Origin of the sequence: Micromonospora auratinigra (assembly GCF_900089595.1) — a bacterium.
Lineage (GTDB): Bacteria > Actinomycetota > Actinomycetes > Mycobacteriales > Micromonosporaceae > Micromonospora > Micromonospora auratinigra.
In genome coordinates, this window is sequence record NZ_LT594323.1 from 1,367,209 (window position 1) to 1,386,612 (window position 19,404).

5 protein-coding genes are annotated in these 19,404 nt (G+C 77.2%); all 5 read right to left on the reverse strand.

Annotation, left to right across the window (positions count from 1 at the left end; all coding sequences use genetic code 11):
- Nucleotides 1-21 precede the first annotated feature (21 nt).
- The 5 genes from GA0070611_RS06050 to GA0070611_RS06070 are packed head-to-tail and all read right to left on the reverse strand — an operon-like array spanning nt 22 to nt 19,180.
- Nucleotides 22-1,869 (reverse strand): hypothetical protein, encoded by a 1,848-nt coding sequence (locus GA0070611_RS06050; RefSeq protein WP_091658805.1) that lies wholly within the window; start codon nt 1,867-1,869, stop codon nt 22-24.
- Entirely contained in the window at nt 1,866-6,347 is a 4,482-nt protein-coding gene (locus GA0070611_RS06055) for a hypothetical protein (protein WP_091658810.1), read from the reverse strand. The genes GA0070611_RS06050 and GA0070611_RS06055 overlap by 4 nt, the downstream gene beginning before the upstream one ends.
- Nucleotides 6,344-11,146, reverse strand: a complete 4,803-nt coding sequence (locus GA0070611_RS06060; RefSeq protein ID WP_091658815.1) for an FG-GAP-like repeat-containing protein — start codon at nt 11,144-11,146, stop codon at nt 6,344-6,346. The genes GA0070611_RS06055 and GA0070611_RS06060 overlap by 4 nt, the downstream gene beginning before the upstream one ends.
- Before the next feature lies 1 nt (nt 11,147).
- Entirely contained in the window at nt 11,148-14,819 is a 3,672-nt protein-coding gene (locus GA0070611_RS06065) for a DUF6603 domain-containing protein (protein ID WP_091658819.1), read from the reverse strand.
- The gene (locus tag GA0070611_RS06070; protein ID WP_091658822.1) at nt 14,816-19,180 is read right to left on the reverse strand and encodes a peptidoglycan-binding domain-containing protein; all 4,365 of its coding nucleotides are present in this window, start codon (nt 19,178-19,180) and stop codon (nt 14,816-14,818) included. Before GA0070611_RS06070 ends, GA0070611_RS06065 begins: the two co-directional genes overlap by 4 nt.
- Nucleotides 19,181-19,404 lie beyond the last annotated feature (224 nt).

The window sequence follows — 19,404 nt, forward strand, 5'->3', positions numbered from 1 at the left end:
GGTCGGGGTCGTCAGGTGGGGTCAGCGCGGCTGGACGGTGTCGTAGCGCAGGCCGCTGGAGAGCTCACCCGCGCCGACGTGGCGGGAGCGGCCCAGCCACAGGTGCACCGACCCGTCGGTCCAGCGGGCGAGCTGCCACCGCCGCAGCACCCGGCTGCCGGCGCGGGGCACCTCCTCCTCGGGGAAGGCCAGCTCCACCAGGCGTCCGTCGCGCTCCCGCCAGTCGAGCAGCCGGCTGTGGCCGGTCACCGCGACCGGCTCCCCGTCGCGGCGTGGTTGTTGCAGCGGCACCCGGCGCAGCCGGACCACGTCGGGGCGGTCCTCGGTGGGGCCGGGCAGCAGCGGCACCCAGTTCTCCGGCACGGTGGTGGCGAAGGCGTACGACAGGGCCGGCACGTCGGCGTCGGGGTCGGCCGGCGGGCGGGGCGGCACGACGGCCCGGCCGACCTGGGCGGACCGGTCGATCGGCCGGCCGGTCGCGCCGGTGACCGTGCGTTCGATCGCCCAGGCCAGGTTGGCGGTCTCGTCCCGGCCCAGCCGGACCTCCTCCACCGGTGCCGAGTCCAGGGTGGCCGCGGCGGTGGCGGGCAGGACCAGCACGTCGGCCGCGCCGCCGCCACCGGCCCGGGCGGGCCGGAACAGGGCGGTGGACTCCGGCGCGGCCGGCACCAGGGTCTGCCCGCCGAAGGTGTCGGTGACCAGCAGCGACCGGATCCGGGTGGCGGAGCCGACCGGCAGCTCGAGCGGGAGCAGAAAGTGGTCGTTGGCGTAGACCAGGCCGTACTCGACGACGAACAGCCGGGCCAGGTCGCCGGCCCCGGCGCCGATGCCGGCCAGGTTCACCCGGGCGTCCTCCAGCTCCCAGAACCGGGTCGACGGCATGCCCGCGTACGACACCGGGGTGGGCAGCAGCACCTTCACCACGTCGTCGTCGTGGCCGGTCGGGCGGGCCTCCAGGGTGGTGCCCGGCTCGTGGTCGAGGTGGTACCAGTCGAGTCGGTTCCCGTCGTACCCGTGCGCGGTGAGCACCAGCTCGTCGTGCCCGTCGTGCGCGGCGACCGCGGCGTCGTACTCCATCCGCTCCCGTCGCCACGCCGTACCCTCCCGGCCGGGCGTGCTGAACAGCGGGGTGAAGTCGGCCGGCGGCCACGGCGGCGCGGCGGGCCGGTCGGCGCCCGGGGCCAGCACCCCCGGCAGTTGCAGCAGGTAGCCGGGGCGGGGACCGGCGGGCCGGGGCGGTACGCCCAGCCAGGCCAGCCAGTCGGCGAGCGCCCGGTCGACGGCCCCGGCGAGGGCGGCGGGCACCTGCACCTCGCCGCTGAACCGGCCCGCGGCGTGAGCGCGCAGCGCCAGGTCGCCGTGGGGTACCCGGCCGGCGGCGATGCGCAGGTAGCCGACGGTCTCCGGGTCGGCCGCCGAGGCGGCGTCCGGCGGGGTCGCCGGCACCGGGTAGGCGGCACACACCCGGGCGGCCAGCTCGCCGGCCCCGGCCTCGGCCAGCAGCCGCAGCAGCTGCTGGCCGCTCTCCACGGCGAAGCGCAGGTCCCCCGCGGTGGCCGCCGGCTCCCGCTCGACCAGGGCCTCCCAGGGGACCCCGGCGGGCAGGTCCACCGCGCCCGCGTACGGGCCGGGGCGGTAGCGGGTGAACCGGGACACCTCGGCGTGCACCCGGGCGGTGACCGGGGAGCCCCGGTCCTCACCGGTGAACTCGCCGAGCTGCCACTGCCGGGCGAGCAGCCAGAGCGGGTCGGCGGTCCGCGCGTCCACGGCCGGGGCGAGGTCCGCCCGCCGGGTGCGCGGCTCCAGCCTTGTCCAGGTGGTCACCGACGGTCCGTCGGTGCCGGTGAGCGGCTCGTCAACGGTGGTCATCTCAGCTCCTGCCCGCCCTGGGGGGTCAGCGTCGCGTCCGGCACGAAGTCGGTGGTGGTGGCGGACTCGGCCGCGTTGGTGGGGAGGTAGAGGGCCGGCAGGAACTGCCCGGCCGCGCCGAGGGAGTCCAGGTCCACGGCCCGGGCCGCGGCCAGGTCCAGCGCCTCCTCGAGCAGCTGGGCGAGACCGGCCGGTTGCCAGTTCGTCGCGCCGCGCGGGGCCAGGCCGAGCAGCACCGCCTGCGGTGCCGCGGCGCCCGGGGCGTCGTACTCGAAGGTGAGCCCGGTCTGCACGCGCTCGGCGGGCACCACCTCGGTCCACTCGTCGACCACGAGCCCCTGCACCGGGCGGGTGGGGTCGATCCCGCCGGGGGCGATGACCACCAGCGACAGCGGTTCGGTGCCGCTCCTCGGCGCGGCCTCGCCCACCCAGCGGTCGTCGGGGCGGTACGGCAGCTGCGCCACCCGGATCGTCGCGGGCAGCTTCACCACGCCGCCGGCGGCGAGCGCGTCGGCGCTGGTCAGGACCTCCTGGAGGCGGCCGACCGCCGGGCGTACCCGGCCGTAGCGCGACAGCCAGCGGCGGACCGGGTGGGGTGAGCCGCCCTGGAGCGCGTCGCTGGCCGCCAGGGCGGTGGCGAGCTGCCCCGGCTGCGGCGCGAGGGCCCGGGGCAGCACCGGCATGTCGGGGCCGAGCAGGGCGCGCAGCCGGGCGATCTGCGCCTCCCGGCGGCGGGCCGGCGGGGCGTCCGGCCGGTCGAAGTCGGTGTCCGGGTCGCACCGGCAGCCGCCGGGCGGGCAGGGCGTCCGGTCGTGCAGCTCGGCGATCACCCGGCAGTGCGCGGCGAGCCGGCGGTCCAGTTCGAGCCGGGCGGTGGCGGCGGTCTCCGCGAGGACACCCGCGTCGTCCGGGCGCGGCGGCGGTGGCACCGCGCCGACCACGCCGAGGCCGGCGGCGACGGTGAGCAGGTCCCGGGCGGTGTCGCCGGCCCAGTCCGGGGCGTCGGGGGCCGGCAGCGCGGCCAGCCCGGCGGCGGCCCGGCCGGCGGCCTGCCAGGTCTCGTCGGCCTGCGCCCGGGTGCCCGCGTCGACCTGTGGGGGGACCGACGGGTCGGTGCCGAGGTCGGCGGCGACCGCCGGGCGGGACCGGCCGACCAGGTCCCGCAGCACGGTCACCGCGTGCAGGAACTCGGCCACGCTGACCCGGTCCAGCGGCCAGCCGGGGTCGCGGTCGTAGTCCAGCTCCAGGGTCCAGTCGCCGCCGACCTCCGCGGGGCGCAGCGGCCCCCAGGCGTCGAGCGCGATCCGCCGGTCCAGCTCGGCGTCGTCGGGGCGGCCGGGGTGCGGGGGAGCGGCGAGCAGGTCCACCGCCGGGGTCTGCAGCCGGTCCAGGCTGGCGGCCCGCCACCCGGTGGCGGTGACGCCGTCCGGGGCGTGCCAGCGGTAGCGCCAGAAGACCCGGAACGAGGGCGGCAGCAGGACGGCGGCCAACGCGTCGACGGCTGCCCCGGCGAGGCGCGGGTGGTGACCGCGGGCGGCCGGCCAGTCCTCGCGGAGCCGGTCGAACCGGGAGTCGGCGTGCACCAGCAGCAGCACCCGGTGGGTGAGCGTGACGCCGGTCGCCGGGGTCCGGGTGACGTGCAGCTCGGGCGGGCTGGTGGCCGCGCCGGACGCCGCGTCGACGGCCGCCGCCGCCCGGTTCAGGTCGCCGAGGGCGAGCTGGTGCACGCTCTCGGCGAGCAGGGTGTCGGCGACCGCGTCGACCGCCTCGGCCAGGTCGGCGAGGACCTCCCCGGCGGCGTTGCGCTCGGCGGCCGGACGGCCGCGCAGCCACGCCTCGAGCTGCCCGGCCCGGTGCAGCCGGTGCAGTTCGAGGCCGTCCACCGTGGTCGTCGACTCGACCGTGGCGGTGACGGTGCTGCCGCCGTCGTCGGTCGGATCGACCCGGTGCGCGCGGACCGGGGCCAGGGCGCGCAGGGCCGGCAGCAGCTGGTCCCACGGTCCGCCCGGGTGGTCGTGCAGGCCACGTTCGAAGCGGTAGCCGAGCAACGCGCCGAGGCTCTCTCCGGCGCGTACGCCGTCCAGGAGCTGCTCGGCGAGGCGTACCCGGCGGGAGGAGAGTTCGACGGCGAGGCCGGGCTCGCCGCCGTGGCTGCGCGACGCGCTGCGCAGCACCGCGGCGGTCACCGCCTGGGCCGGGGACGGCGCGTGCACGTGCCCGGCGCCGGCCGGGGCGAGCGGGAGGGTCGGCGGGGCCACCGTGGCCGGGATGTCCGCCGGCCGGTCCACCATGGTGGGTGGTCCCGCCGGCGCCAGGTCGACCACCCAGCCGTAGCCGCCGACGTGCACGCCCGGGGCCGGGCCGGCGGTGACCTCGGCGAGCCGGCCGGTGGCCAGCGAGGTGATCCAGGCGTCGAGCCGGTGGCTGGCCAGACCGAGCGTGCCCGCCACGTGCCGGTCCAGGTCGGCGGCCGTCAGCCCGTCGCCGAGGGCGTCCCGCAGCCCGGTCAGCGCCGCCCGGAAGGCCCGCAGCTCCGCGGTGGCCCGCACCTGGCGGGGATCGTCGCGGACGCCGGCCAGGTGCTCGCCGACGGTCTCGCTGGCGCCGGGCACCGGCACGGCCAGCCGCCGCCGCAGCACCCGGGTCCGGTCGTGCGGGCGGATGTCCACCAGCTCCGGTTCGGCGATCTCCGCCGCGTCGGGCAGACCCGCCTCGGTGGCGAAGGCGTCCGCGGCGGCCGAGTGCTCGGCGATCAGGGCGGCCCGCAGCAGCCGGTGGAACAGCGGCACCGGCCCGTCGTCGGTGGCCGCCGGCACCTGGTCGCCGCGCAGCCCCACCGCGGCCAGCGCGGCCAGGTACGCCCGGACCCGGCCGGCACCGTCCACCAGGGGGGTGCCCAGCGCGTACGCCTGCTTGGCGAAGACCGCCAGCGAGAGCCGGGGGTCGGTGGGGCCGCCCAGGCCGAGGGCGGTGAGCAGGTCGCGGGCCGGTTCGACCACCTGCGCCCGCCAGTCCGGGCCGAGGTCCAGCCGGGCGAAGCGCCACAGCCAGCTCACGTACTCGTTGCCGAGCATGCTGCGGGCCCGGACCTCCAGCACCCGGGCGTCGGTGCCGAGGATCTCCAGCAGCGTGCCGTCCGGGTCGGCCAGCCCGGGCACGATCCGCGGCACCGGGGACGGCAGCCATACCCTCCGCCACAGGTTGGTCAGCACCGCCACGGCGCGGCCCTCACCGGCGCCGGCCGGCTGCCAGTCGCGCAGGCTGGCCACCGGCAGCAGCCCGTACGGCTGGCGGCCCACCCGCAGCGTCGGCAGCGGCCCCTCGGCGTGTACGTGGGCGACGAAGTGGTCGCGCAGGGCGGCCCGCTCGGCCGGGGTGGCCACCGGCAGCAGGTGCCGCAGCAGGCCGCCGAAGCTGGCCGGCCAGAGCAGCCGGCGCACCAGCCGCCCGGTGGGCCGGTCGACGGCGTCGGCGCCGGCACCCCGGGCCAGCGCGGTAGGCGCGCCGGGCCGGGGTGGCCGCCGGCGCGCCGTGGCGAGCGCGTCGTCGGCCGCCGCGGTCAGCGGTACGCCCAGCGCGGCGGCGGCGAGGGCGGCGGCGGACTCCGGCTCCGCCGGGGCGGCGTCGGCGGTGCTCACCGGCGCGACGGTCGGGGTGGCCGCCGGGGTGCCGGTGCCGGTGTTGTTGGTGGGGGTGTCGGGGGCGAGGAAGGCCAGCCCGTCGGTGGCGGCGTGCGCCTCCAGCAGTTCGGCCAGCGCCTCGGCGGAGCGGGCCGGGCCGGTGGCGGTGTCCAGCCCGAAGACGAGCAGCCGCTCGATCGGTTCCGGTCTGCCCCTGGCGTCGACCGGGACGGTGACGGTGAGCGCCATGCCGGCGGCGAGGGCCGCGTCGAAGTCCACCGTCCAGCGCAGGCCGGCGTCGACCGGCAGCGTCTCGTCGCCGGGGTCGATGGTGCCGTCCGCGGCGTCCGGGACGGGGCTCGGGCCGACCGGCAGGCCGGCGGTGACGGTGCCGGAGGTGCCGCTGAAGAGCGTGCCGCCGGTGGTGCGGCCGACGGCGTACCAGCGGGTGGGCAGCAGCCGGGCGCGGGCGGGCTCGCACCACGGGCCGGTCCGGGGCTGCGGGTCGGGGAAGACCCCCTCGTCCGGTTCGAGGACCCGGGCGATCCAGCCGGCGCGGGGCGCGCCGAAGCGGCGGACCAGGTCGGTCCAGGCCGCCTCGTCCGGGTGGCCGGTCGGCCCGTCGGGCCCGTCCCCCCAGTACGCCTTCCCGGCGGCGACTTCCTCGGCGGTCAGCCCGGGCTCGTGGTCGTCGACGTGGATCTGGTCGGGGTAGACGCGGATCTTCAGGGTGGCGCCGGCGAAGCGGGTCTCCAGCCGTACCGGCAGCAGGACGGCCGGCGCGGCGGCGGTCAGCGTCCACGGGGTCCCGGTGAGGGCGCCGGACAGCGGCGGCCGTTCGACGGACGAGGTGCTCATGGCTGGGTCTCCGGCGGGGGTAGCAGGTCACTGGCGTGGCGGGCCAGGAGGACGGGGCGTTGCAGCACGGCCCGGGCGGTGTCGGCGGCGTTGCGGCCCGGCCGGGCGGCGAAGACCACGGCGTCCGGCGGTGGCGGGTCGCCGGTCAGGTCCACCCCGAAGCGGGGTGCGGCGGGTTGCTCGCGGAGCAGGAAGAAGGATCCGGCGGGCCCGGTGTCGCGGCTGTCGGCGCCGCGTGCCACCTCGGCGGTGCTCGGGAAGCCGAACAGCAGCAGGTCCGGCGAGAGCCAGGCGTTGAAGATCGGCAGCACGTCCGGGCCGGTCGGGGTGCGTTCCCGCGGGCCGGTCCAGCTGGCCGCCCGCATGGTGACGACGGTGGACGGGTAGCGGCGCAGCAGCTCGCCCCGGATCACCAGGACCAGCGACTGCTCGCCGGGCGCCCCGACGGCGGTGAGGTGACTGCCGAGCGGCCCGCTGCGCCAGGCCGGGTCGGTCAGCGGCGGGATGTCGGTCAGCGGCTCGCCGGCCGACGCCGCGCCACGGACGTCCCAGAACTGGCGGAACCAGGTCTGCCTCGGGTCGGCGGGGAACTCCCGCCAGAGCATCTCCCGGCTCATCTCGTGGTTGAGGCCGACCAGGAACGCCTCGATGAAGCGCGGGTTGGCGGCGAGCGCGGTCATCGTCTCCGGCGCCACGGCCGGCAGGTTCGGCACCACGTGCTCCTGGGACAGGCCGCGCAGCAGCTCGTAGGTGGGCACGTCGAAGGTGACCCCGGCGAGCAGCCGGCGCAGCGGGTCGCCGCTGTCCGGCAGCGCGTCGACGAGGCCGCCGTCGCCGAGGTCGATCCCGGCCAGCACCTCCCCGGTGACGGCGGTCTCCGGGCGTACCGTCTCGCGGACCGCCGCGGCGGCGGTGGCCACGTCCACCGGGGTGGGGTGGTGGTCGCGGGCCAGCGCCTGGGCCGGGGCGAGGCGGCCCTGGTGGGCGGCGGCGGCCGCCATGAAGTCGTCGCCCATTCTCGCCCGGTCGGCGACCAGGTCGGCGCGCAGGTCGGCGACGGTGACCGGGCAGCCCCGCGCGGTGCCCGCGTCGGCGGCGCCGGTCAGGGTGACCGGAGGGCTCCAGTCGACCGGCACGCCGTCGGGGTCGAGGTCGAACGCGACCCGGTAGCTGACCGTGCCGCCGCTGCGCCGCGCCACCACCAGGTCGGGCCGGCGGGTGCCGGTGATGTCGGCGACCGCGACGCCGGCCCCGTCGCCGGTGGCGGTCGCCGTCTCGTCGGGCACCGCCCGGGCGGCCGTCCAGCCGCCGGCCACCCGGCCGCGCCGGTTGAGTCCCCGGCCGGTCAGGTAGCGGGCCACGGGCGTGCCGTTCAGCGAGCCGGCGGCGAAGACCAGCAGGTCCGGGACGTGGTCACCGGTCATGTCGACCACCTCGACGCCGACCGCGCCGAAGGAGCCCAGCTGCATCGGGGTGGGCTGCGAGTCGGTCCAGCCGTCGGTGACCGCGCCGGTGTCGTCGAGCCCCCAACCGACCCGGTAGAACACCCGGTTGTCGGTGCCGCCGGACCGGCTGACCGCGTACGCGACGACCAGCTCGGGCCGGCCGTCGCCGTCCAGGTCGGCGAGGGCAACGTCGAGCCCGGCGGCGTCGGCGCTGACCGGGTCGGGCAGTTCGTACGGGCCGGTCCAGCCGCTGCCGGCCGCACCGGTGCCGTCCGCGTCCCGCCCGACCCAGTACGCGATCCGGCAGGTGCCGGCCGTCGTGCCGGGCAGCAGTGCCGCGGTGACCAGGGTGGGGCGGCCGGTCGGCAGCACGGTGCCGAGGGTGGTGGCGGTGGCCCGGGCCACCGCCGGGATCGCCGGCCCGTCGACCGGTGCGGTCAGGGCCGGCTCCCGGACCACCCCGTCCTCGCCGAGGTGGTGGGCGACCTGCAGGTGGGCCCGGCTGCCGGTGCCCTGGGCGACGGTGTGGCCGAAGACCAGCGAGGAGAGCAGCCCCACCTTCGGCGCGAACCGTACGTGGGCGGGGGCGGGCGCGTCGACCGGCCCGGCGCCGCGCGGGTCGGCGGGAGCGCCGTGGTCGACCCAGCCGGCCGCGCCCGAGTAGCCCCACCGGTACGCGGTGAGCCGCCCGTCGGCGGTGACCGCGAAGATCTCGCCCTCCCGGGAGTCGCCGACGAACGGGCCGGGCCGGTGCGCGCCGACGCCCGGCGCGGCGGCCTCCTGCCCCCACGCCCAGAGGTAGCGCTCCTGGACGTCGTGGTACCAGAGGTAGCGGCGCATCAGGCGCACGTCCGCGGGGTTCGCCGGGTGCTGCGCGAGCACCATGATCGCCAGTTCCTCGTCGTTGCCCAGCGGGGCGGCGTCCTGGGCCAGCGAGATGATCCGCAGCCCGTCCGGCACCGGGTCGTGCGGGTACGTCGACCCGTCCCGGAACAGCGACACCAGTTGCCCGGCCGGCGTGACGTACTCGATGCCGTACTGCCGGTTGGGGTAGGCGTGCTCAGCGGCCGGGGAACCCCAGACGGGCGGGCCGCCGTACGCCCGCCACTGGCTGCCGTCGTGCCCGAAGAGGCGGTTGGCGCTGGTCGCCACCAGCACGCCCAGCATGGACGGTCGCGGTGAGCCCCAGAGCCGCTCGCCGCCGCCGACCGGGCTGCCCAGCGGGGTCCAGGACCGGGCCGCCGGGTCGAAGCGCCAGAGTCCGGCGTCGCCGCCGAGCGCGTACAGCGCCGGGCCGGCGGCCACCGGCCGGCTGTGCAGGCCGCCGGTCGGGGCGCCGCAGTCGGTCCACACCCATCGGTCGCCGTCCCAGCGCCGTTCGAACAGGCGGCTGTCGTGGGTGCGCACGTACACCCGGTCCGGCGTCACGGCGGCGCCGGAGGTGGCGACGGCGGTGCCCGGCGGCGTGCCGTGGTCCCGCCAGACCCAGCGGTCGGGGGCGACCCGGCGGCGCTCGAACAACCGGCCGTCGGCCGCGCCGAGGAAGAACCGGTCGGCGCCGAGCAGGTCGCCGCCGTTGGTGGCGACCCGGGTGACCGGGTCGTCGGCGGCCAGGGCGGGCCCGGCCGTACGGGCGGTGAGGCCGCTGGTCCCGGTGTGCCACCACGGGTCCGCGGCGGCCCGTTCGATCACCTCGCGGGTCAGGTCACCGACGCCGCGGCCGTCGCCGGCCAGGGCGTCGAGCACCGCGCCGCCGGTCGGGACCCGGGCCGGGGGCACCGCGCTGCCGCCGTCGGCGAGCCGCGCCAGCGTCGCCGTCGCGACGTCGCCGGCCACCCGACGGGCGAGCGGCCCGCGCGGGCGTAGCAGCCGGCGTACCGGCGCGGAGGTGGCCGCCTGCGCGCCCGGGTTGCCGGCCAAACGCTGGTCGAGCGGGTCGCCGGGGCCGGCGGCCAGCCCCGGGGTCGGCACCTCGACCAGGTCGTGCACCGGCTGGGTCAGCGCCACCAGCCGGTCGTCGCCGACCGCCGCGCCGGGGGCGTGCGGGTCGACCCGACGGGCGTACAGGGCGGTGGCGGTGTCCCGGGCGGCCTGGCCGCGGCGCAACTGCTCGTTCGCCTCGCGGATCTGCGCGGCCCGCTGCCAGGCCGCGGCCGCCAGGTCCTCCTGGTGCCGCTGCACCACCTGGGTGCCGAGCGCTGCGGCGGCGCGGTACCGCGGGTCCAGGTTCAGCCCGGCGAGCCAGCGCGGTTCCGCGTCCGGGGCGGGCAGCTGCGTCTGTTGGCTGTGCAGGTCGCCGTAGCGCGGCGGGGTGAGCCGGTCGGCGGCGTGCCGGAGCAGCCCGGTGAGCCGGTCCCGCCAGGCGGCGCGGACGTCGTCGGCCCAGGCGGTGGGGGTCATCCCGGGCGCGGCGAGGGCACCCTCGAAGCCGAGCACCGAGCGGCCCTCGACGCCCTCGTCGGGCTGCGCGGGGAGGCCCCCGCCGGGAGCCGCGATGTCCACCGGCTGCCGGCCGACGTCGTTCGGCAGCGGCCGGGCCTGCAGCCGGCGGGCCAGCGACTCGAAGTCGCCGTCCGGGCCGGTGCGGAACGTCCAGTGGTGGTAGACGGGCAGCAGGAGCGGGTCGTCCGGGGCGGGGTGCGCCGAGCCGGGACCCCAGGCGGGAGCGAGCGGACCCGCGTCGTCGACCGGTTCGCCGAGGCCGGCGCGGACCCCGGCCTCGAAGGCGGGGACCACGGCGGCCAGGTAGTCGGTGCCGGTGGCGAGCCGGCGCGGGCAGAGCAGCCGGGACAGGGTGCGCTCCGGCGCGTCGGCGAGCACGGCGGCGACGTCCTCGTCCTCGCTGGTGACCAGCACCTGCGCGTGCGCCCAGGCCCACGAGTCGGCCAGGCCGGGCAGCTGCCGCACGGTGGTGGCGAGCCGGGGCAGCGCCTGACCCGGCTCGGTCCGCAGCTCGCCGCCGGCGGCCACCGGTACGACCACGAGCACCAGCCACGGGCGCAGCCGCCCGTCGGCGTCGGGCCGGGCCGGGGTGTACAGCCAGGGCAGGTCCGGCCGGTCGAACTCGACGGCCGCGAACTCGGAGACCTCGACGTTCTCCGCCCCGGGTGCCGGGTGGCTGCGGATGACCTCCTGCGGGTCGACGCCGACGACGTCGCCGGGGCCGTGCAGCAGGGCGGTGGAGGTGCCGGTGATCTCCCGGGTGGCCGCCGTGGCGGTGTCGGTGCCGAGCGCGGTGACGCTGAGGTCGACCGTGGCGCGGGCCCGCGGCAGCGCGCCGGTCAGCGGGTCGGTGTCGGCCACCACCCGGGCCACGCCGTCGCGTACCCAGGGCAGGAAACGCAGGCCACCCATGTCAGCGGACCTCCAGTTCGGCGGGGACGATGCGCGGCTGCGGCACCGCGAGGCGGGGCCGACGGGCGGTCCCGGTGCGTCGGGACGGGGACCGTTCGGTGGCGGGGCTGCCGGTGCGCGGCGCGGGAACTCCATCGCCGCGCGACGACGGCGTCCCGGCGGTGCCGCGCGACGGCGCGACGGTTCCGGCGGTGCGGCCGGTTCCGGCGTGGGCCAGGTCGAGGGTGGGGCCGGTGAAGCGGGCGGCGCCGGTGCGGCGGCTGCCGGCGAACGCGGCCGGCGCGGTGGCCGAGAACCGGGCCAGCAGGTCACCGCCGCCCGTCGCGGCCAGGCCGTGGCCCGCCGGCAGCGGCCGTCCGGCGGCGTCCGGGTCGTCGATGACGATCCGGTCGTACGCGTCGTCGCCGGCGAGGGCGGTGAAGGAGGTGAGCGCGGCGTCGGGCAGCGCGGTGCCGTCCGGCAGCGCCACCGTGCGGCCCGCCGCGAGGCGGACGAAGCCGGGCGTGGTGAGCTGCTCCTCGGGGGACAGGTCGCGGAACTGGCCGGGGGCGAAGTCGTCCTCGACGACGTCGCCGAGGGTGCCGGCGAGGCGGTCGTCCCCGGTGCCGACGCTCACCCCGGTCAGGGTGAACCGGTTGGGTCCGCTGATCCGTGAGGTGCCGATCCGGGACAGGTCGGTCTCCAGCGGCAGCACGTTCTCCCGTACCGCCAGCAGGGCGCCGGGTTGCAGCAGCAGCGGACCGGTCCAGCCGGCCAGGTCGCGCAGGGTGACCGGTTCCCCGGCGGTGAGCGCCGGCCGCACCTCCCAGGCGTCCGGGGCGGACAGCGCGGCGCGCAGCGCCTCACCGGCGTCGACGTACGTCGGCTCGTCGGCCCCGGTGGTGTCCCCGTCGGTCCAGGCGAACTTCGCCGACACCTCCCAGAACAGGAACCTGATCCGGGCCTCGCCCCAGGCCCGCCACGGGCCGGGCCCGCTGATCCCGATCAGCAGGGTGACCGCGAGCAGTTCCTTGTCCTTGAACTTCAGCGACACCGTCGCGCCGATCTCGGCGGTGAACCAGAAGGGCTTGAACTGGAACATCACGTCCAGCCAGGCGCGGCCGTCGATGACGAACCCGCCGCCCTCGAAGTGCAGTTTCAGTTCCGCGCCGAACTGGGCGGTGTTGCTGGTGACGGCGAGGTACGCCGACAGGTTCACGCCCTTGCCGGACTTCTGCAGCGCGATGGTGAACCGCTTGACCGCCGGGAAGCCGGGCGGCGGGCTGTAGCGGGGGTGGAAGCCGCCGATGGAGACGGCGAACGTCCGGCCCGCGCCCCAGCGGGCACGCAGGGCCATCTCGCCGGAGACCGGGCGGCCGAACAGCTTCGAGTCGATCAGGGCGGCGTCCACGCTGATCTCCCGGCGGGCGAAGTCCACGATGCCCGCCGAGTCGAGCCGGAACTTCCCGGCCTGCCGAAAGTCGATGACCAGCTTGCCGAGGAGCAGGATCCGGACCGGGTCGGGGAACTCCACCAGCACGGCGAGGTCGGCGACGACCTGGCCGCCGAGAAAGTTCAGCCGGACCATCGCACCGAGCACGGTCCCGGTGGTGTCGACCGGGAAGATCCGGCTGAGGGTGGCGATGACCGCGGGCGCGTTGCCGACCGGGTCGGCCGGGAAGAGCAACGCGTCCAGGGTGCCGGCGCGGGCGGCGTTGCGGACCTCCTCGGGGTTGGTCCGCCGGTTCCAGCCGACCACCAGGCCGAGCCCGGTGATGGAGATGCCCCAGAACAGCATCAGGCCGGGGAACCACTCGTACGTGCCGGCGAGCAGCAGCGAGAAGGTGTGGCTGCCGTCGGCCTCGGTGAGCCGGCTGCCGTCCGGGTTGCGGGTGTTCAGCACGGCGGTGGCCTGTAGCCGGAACCCCTTCATCGGGGCCAGCGGGGTGGTCGAGGTCATGCCGAGCTGCAGCACGCCGGCGTACATGCCGCGGGCCTCGTCGACGAAGAGGTAGCCGCCGCCGGAGACGATGCCGTTCTCCATCCGCAGCGCGACACCGTCCGGGCCCTTGAACGCCGGCCGCAGGTCGGCCGCGCCGAGGTTGCCGGCGGTGGCCCGGTCGCCGGTCCCGGTGGGCAGCGCGGGCGGGAAGGTGAGGTCGGCGCGGACGCCGATGTTCTGCACCACCACGTGCAGCGGGCCGAGCGCGGCCCGCACGGTGGTGCTCAGGGTGAGGCTCAGCGCCCGGGTGGTGGTGGACGCCTCGAGGGCGATCCGCAGCCCTTCGATGCCCAGCCCGTGCCAGGACAGGTGCACCGGGTAGTCGGCGGCCAGCGCGGCGGCGCCGGTCAGGTGCAGGCCGCCGCGCAGCGACCAGGCCAGGCCGAGGTCGAGGCCGAGCCGCAGCCCGTCGGCGGGGAGCAGTTTGGCGAGCAGCCCGTCGCCGTCGCCGGGACGCACGACGAGTTCGGCCTGGCCGGCGCGGATGCCGAGTTCGACGTCGTCGCGGCCGGCACCGAGGCTGGCCCGGCCGCCGAGGACGAGCTGGCCGACGGCCAGGTGGGTGCCGCCGGGCGAGCCGAGGATCCAGCCGGGCTGCCCGGCCGGGGCGATCCGGGCGACCTCGGCCGCCCACTTCACCACGGCGGCGTCGCCGCTGACCGTGACGCCCTGCGCGTTGATCGCGAAGGCCGGTCCGGCGCCGCTGAGGTCGGTGGCGACGTTCCACGCCCCGATCGAGCCCTCCAGGTGCGCCTCACCGGTGGGGGCGAGGATCACCGTGAACCGGCCGTCCCAACTGGCCAGGCCGAGGGTGACCCCGAGGCCGAAGGTCGGGCTCCACGGGGCCGGGCCGGCTCCGGCCGGTGGGGTGCCGTCGGGGGTGCGCAGGCCGCTGAAACGCAGCCGCAGCAGGCTGTCGGCCAGCCGGCGGCCCACCTCACCCTGGTCGGGCCCGAGGTCGGGGCGGACCCCCTGGTCGGCGTCGAGGCCGAGGGCCCGCAGCGCCCGGGCCAGCCGGGGCAGCAGCCGCGCGGACAACTCGGCCACGCCCTCCGGGGTGTCCCAGCCGTTCGGGGCGTACCGCTGGCGGACGTAGCCGCCGGGGTCGCGGACCAGGTCGACGATCCGGTCCAGGTGCAGCTCGTCGCGGCGCTTCGGCAGCCGGATCGGGGCGTCGCCGGGCGGCATCGGCGCGCTCGGCGGGTTGACGGCGGCCGGGTCGACCAGGCCGAGCAGGTCGAGCAGCGGCACCGTCCACGGCACCCGACGGGTCAGGTACGTCAGCACCAGCAGATCGATCAGGTCGTCGGCGAGTTCGGCGGGCAGCCCGGGCACGTCCGGCAGGCCGTTGCGCACCGTCGGCAGCTCGCCGATCTTCCCGAAGACCTTGCCGACCGCTTCGCCCACCTTGCCCAAGCCGGCGAGGGTGTCGAGCCCGGCGTCGTTGCGGACGGCGGCGACCACCTCGAGGGCGTCGCCGACGGTGCGGGCCCACTCCTCGAAGCGGGCCGCGTCGAAGCCGCTGACCGCCTCCAGGTCCCAGCCGAGCGCCCGCATCAACCGGGCCCGCCGCCACGGGTCGTACGCCGACAGCACCGGCCCGGCGAGCAGCCGGACCTCGTCCCAGAGCAGGGCGAGGGCGTTCTTCGGCTCGGTCATCTCCGCTCCCGTCCCGGTCGTGTCGTCGGTCATGCCGTCACCCTCGGCAGCTCGCTCAGGTCCAGTCGCAGCGAAGCGCGGGCGGGGGCGAGGGTCCGTTCCGCCTCGGTCAGCGCCGCGACGGGCAGCGTGTAGCGGTGCCCGGCCGGCCAGGCCGGCCAGCCGACGAGCCGGGCCAGCGCGGCGGCCACCGGCGCGTCGGCGGCGACGACCTGCCCGATCGCGGTGACCAGCGCGAGTTCGTGCTGGTCGGTCCAGCCGGTGGGTGCGGCGTTGAAGTCCGGGCCGAGCGTCCTGGCGCGGGCGAGGACGGTGTGCAGTTCGCCGGCCGCCCGGGGGCGGGTGCGGAACTCCGGCTTCTCGGCCACCGAGGCCGGCGGGCCGACCGCGACGAGCTGGTGCGCCCGGTACTGCTGCCAGCAGGCGAGCAGCGCCACGGACCGCTCGGAGGTGAACAGGTCGCCGATCCGGGCCCGCCGGGGCCGGCCGTCCGCGCCGGTCACCGGCGGCACGGTCGGGGTGGCGGCCGGGTCGGGTGAGTCCCAGTCGGCGGCGAGCAGGTCGTGCAGCCGTTGCCGGGCGAAGGTCCACAGTCCCCGCCGGACGCCGTCGTGGCCGCGCAGGGCCAGCGCGTACCGGTGCATCCAGTGCCAGGAGCGCAGGCCGAGCAGTTCCAGGGTGGTGCCGATGCCCTGCCGGGCGGCGCCGGTGGAGTCGGTCTCGGCCGGGCGGGCGCGCAGCACCCGCAGCTCCGGGTGGAGCAGGCCGCCGCCGTCCCGGCCCCAGCCGGGTACGGCGTTGATGCCGCCGAGCCCGCCGAGGGCGTCGTACGCGTCCCGGTCGGTGGCCCGCAGGAACGCCAGGTACGCCCACATCTCGCCCGGCTCGGCGCCGATGTCCAGCGCCGGGGGCAACGTGGTGGGTGCCGTCTGCGGCCCGTGCGCCCGCCAGCCGAACGGGCCGAACCGGATGACCGCGGGGTCGTCGGCGGCGACCGCGTCCAGCCAGCCGCCGGCCGCGTCGGGCACCCGGTTCTCCGCGACGGCGCGCAGCACCTTGAAGGTGGAGAGCCGGCGGGCGGCGCGGGTGCCGGCGTCGCCGCCGGCGGCGATCGCGGCGGTCAGCTCGGCGAGGGTGGGTCCGGTGGCGTGGTCCTGCGGCCGGGGCAGGATCGCCTCCGGCAGCAGCTCGGCGCCGGGGTCGAGGACCGGTCCGCCCCACTGCGGGTCGGTGGGGTGGTCCCGGTACGCGCCGAGCCGGATCAGCTCCGGGTGCCCCGGCGGGGCGGTGCCGGCCCCGGCGGGCCGGCCGGTGATCACCCGCGAGTAGAGGCGCCGGTCGGCGGCGGTGACCTCGTCGAAGAGCCACACGTTCGGCTGGTCGAGCCGTTGCGGGCTGTCTCCGGAGACCTGCCAGGACTCGACGACCACCGGGCAGCGCCACCGCTTCTTCAGCCAGTGCCGCACGGCGACCTGGGTGGCGAGGTCGGCGACCCCGCTGACCGGCCCGAGGTAGCGCTCGTCCTGGGGCACGTCGACCGGTTGCAGGCGGTCCGACCAGCGGGTCGCGGTCGCGTCGGCCGGTTCGACGGCCGTACGGTCCTGCCGGGCGTACGCCTGGAACTCCCGCACCGCCCAGTAGGTGCGCAGGCCGTACTCCCCGTCGGTCTCGTCGGGGGCCCGGAAGCCCAGCTCGGCGAGGTCGTGCTGGAGCCGGCTCACCCACCGCTCGGTGACCAGTTCCGCCGGCCGCTCCACCCCGTCGTAGCGGGCCTTGGCGGTGGCGGTGGCGTCCCGGTCGTCGGGGCGCAGCACGAACCCGCCGTACGGCGGCGCGGTGGTCAGCGAGCAGCCGAGGGAGAGGTCCACCGTGTACGTGGTGAGGGCCGCGGCCCGGTTCTCGCCCGGCAGGTGCCACCAGAGCCGCTGGGTGGCGGTCTTGCACTCGCCGGCCGGCCAGTCGAAGGTGATCTCGCCGAGGTTGTTGCGCCCGACGATCTCCTTGCCGTTGCCCCACGATCCCTTGTAGTGGTCGAGGTTCCGCGCCGCCGTGAGGTACTGGGCGAGAGCCTGGTCGCGGGGGAGTCCGGCCGGGTCGACCACCGGTTCGGGCACGCCGTCGCGGCGGACCTGCGGGTCGGCCTCGTCGTGCCGCAGGAACTGCACGTACACGTTCCACTCCGGTTGCCGGCCGAGCACCTTCAGGGCGTCCAGGTCGCTGACCGCCGGCCGGCCGGACACCCACCAGCCGGTGGTGTCGTCGGCGCCGGCGGTCACCTGGACCCCGGCCTGCATCCGCTGGCCCTCCCTGCCGGGCAGCTCGTTGGCCCAGCCGACCAGGTCGATCCGGCCGGTCACGTCGAGCAGCGGCACGTACCCGACGTCGTGCAGGATGCGGGTCAGGCCGTCCTCGTTGCGGAACGCGCTGGACACGAAGCCGGCGATCACGCCCTCGGTGCGGTTGACCCCCTGGTACGGCGTGGCCGGGTCGGGTCCGCAGGCGTAGGGCAGCATCGCCGAGTAGCGGATCCGCTCGGCGGAGCCGAAGTGGATGTCCCCGCCGAGCAGCACCAGCCGGCGGCGGCGCACGCCGTCGGGTCCCGGGGGCGCGGCCGCGAACAACCGGGCCATGATCTTGTGTACGGCGGCGTCGCTGGCCACCCAGGCGTCCTCGGCGTCGGCCAGGTACCGGCCGGCGGTCGCGTTCGCGACCGGTTGGGCGAGCTGCTCCAGCACCGGCACGCCGAAGAGCGCCACCGGCTGGGCGACCACGGTGACCGCGTCGTCGCCGAGCACCCCGCCGCCGGTGAGCATCTCGTCGAGCGGATGGTCGTCGAGCAGCAGCCCGCCGGGGTGCCCGGCGCCGGCCGGGTACTGCCGCCAGGTGCGGGTGTCCAGCGCGATGAGCTGGTAGCGGGGCCAGGTGACCGTGTAGTGGTAGGTGAGCGCGCCGGCCGGCCGCTGGAGCCGGCCGGAGTCGCTGATCCCGGTGGGCAGGCCGAGTCGGGTGCGCAGGGTCAGGTCGTCGGCGTCGTTCGGCGCGGCCGACCAGCCGGCCAGCGCGGTCAGGGCGGCCCGGCCGGGTTCGCCGGCGTCGCCGGTGGCGGCGAAGCGCTCCGGGGTGTTGCCCCAGCCCTGGAACACCACGTACGCGGCCATCGCGTTGCGGATGATCCGCCGGCCGAGCGGGGAGCCGACCACCGCGTCGGTCACCCAGGAGCGGGTCATGTTCCAGTCGTCGGTGACCTCGTGGTCGTCGGGCACCATGTAGGTGGCCACGTTGGCGAGCTGCCGGCGGACCGCGGCCAGGCCGGTGCGGAAGCCGTGCAGCGCGAGGGCCTGCCGCTGCCAGCGCTCCCAGCGCCCGATGATCTCCTTCTGCTGGGCGCTCGGCGAGTACGCCCGGCCGGCCCGCATCAGGTCGTACACGCTCTCGCCCGGGCGGCGGTCCTGCGGATCCCTGAGGATGCGGGTGTCGGCGGGCAGCACGTGCTCGAAGGTCGGCCAGCTGCTCGGCCAGAGCACGTCCGACCAGGCCAACAGGTACATGCACAGGTACTCGCGCAGCGACATCAGGTGGCTGTCGGCGGCGCCGGAGGTGAACTTGGCGTCCCGGGCGATCGCCGTGGCCCGCTTGCCCGGCAGGTACGTGCGGTCGGCGGGCGGCGTGCCGCCGACCGGCATCGGCTCGGGCGCCAGCCCCAGCCGGGCCGCCACCCCCTCGTACGCGGGCACCGCTGGCTCGGTGCCGGCCGCCGGCAGGGCGTCGTGGCCGTGGATGATCGCCAGCAGCGGGTCGGCGACGTCGTCGGCGTAGATCTGGTCGCCGCCGAGCACGAGCTGGTGCGGCCGGACGGTGGGGTCGCCGCCGGCGGCGGCGATGATCGGATCGAGGGCGGGGAAGGCGTCCTGCCCCTCGCCGTGCGGCTTGCGGCACGAGCCGTGGAAGATCCGCAGCTGGTTCGGGTCGGCCGGCGGGGTGACGAAGGTGGGCACCGCCGGCACCGCCGAGGGGGCCTGCGGGTGTCCCTGGTAGGTGAGCGCGGCCCGGGCCGCCACCGCGTCGGCGGCCACCACGCCCGCGTCGAAGAGGCTGCCCGCGCCGGCCGTGCCGGTGAACGCGAGGTCGTAGCCGTAGAGGGTGCCGGCCTGCAGAACCGCTCCGGTGACGGTGACGGCGACCACGTGCAGCCGGTCGGCCAGCCGTACGGTGGCGCGGCTGCCGGTGCCCACGGTGGCGCCCCGGGCGTAGCCGGGGGCGGGGCCGAGCCCGAAGACGGTCAGCGACACCGTGCTCTCGGCCCGCAGGGCGACGAAGACGGTGACGCTGGTCGGGTCGACGCGGCGCACGATCGGGCCGCACAGGACGAGCGGCAGGCCGGTCGGAGCGGTCATGCGGGTTCCCTTCGCCCTCGGCCACGGTGTTGTCGATCTCGATCCAATCCAGCGCGGGGGCGGTGGAACACCGCGCAACAGGGCGAACGTTCGGGCTTGCCGGCTGACAACCATCGGTCCGACGACGGCCGGCGCCGACCGTTCCGAGAGGAGCGAACGTCCACTCAGGCCGATCGAGTGACGGAGACCCGACGACCGCTTGCCGGCCGGGATCGCGGCGCGGT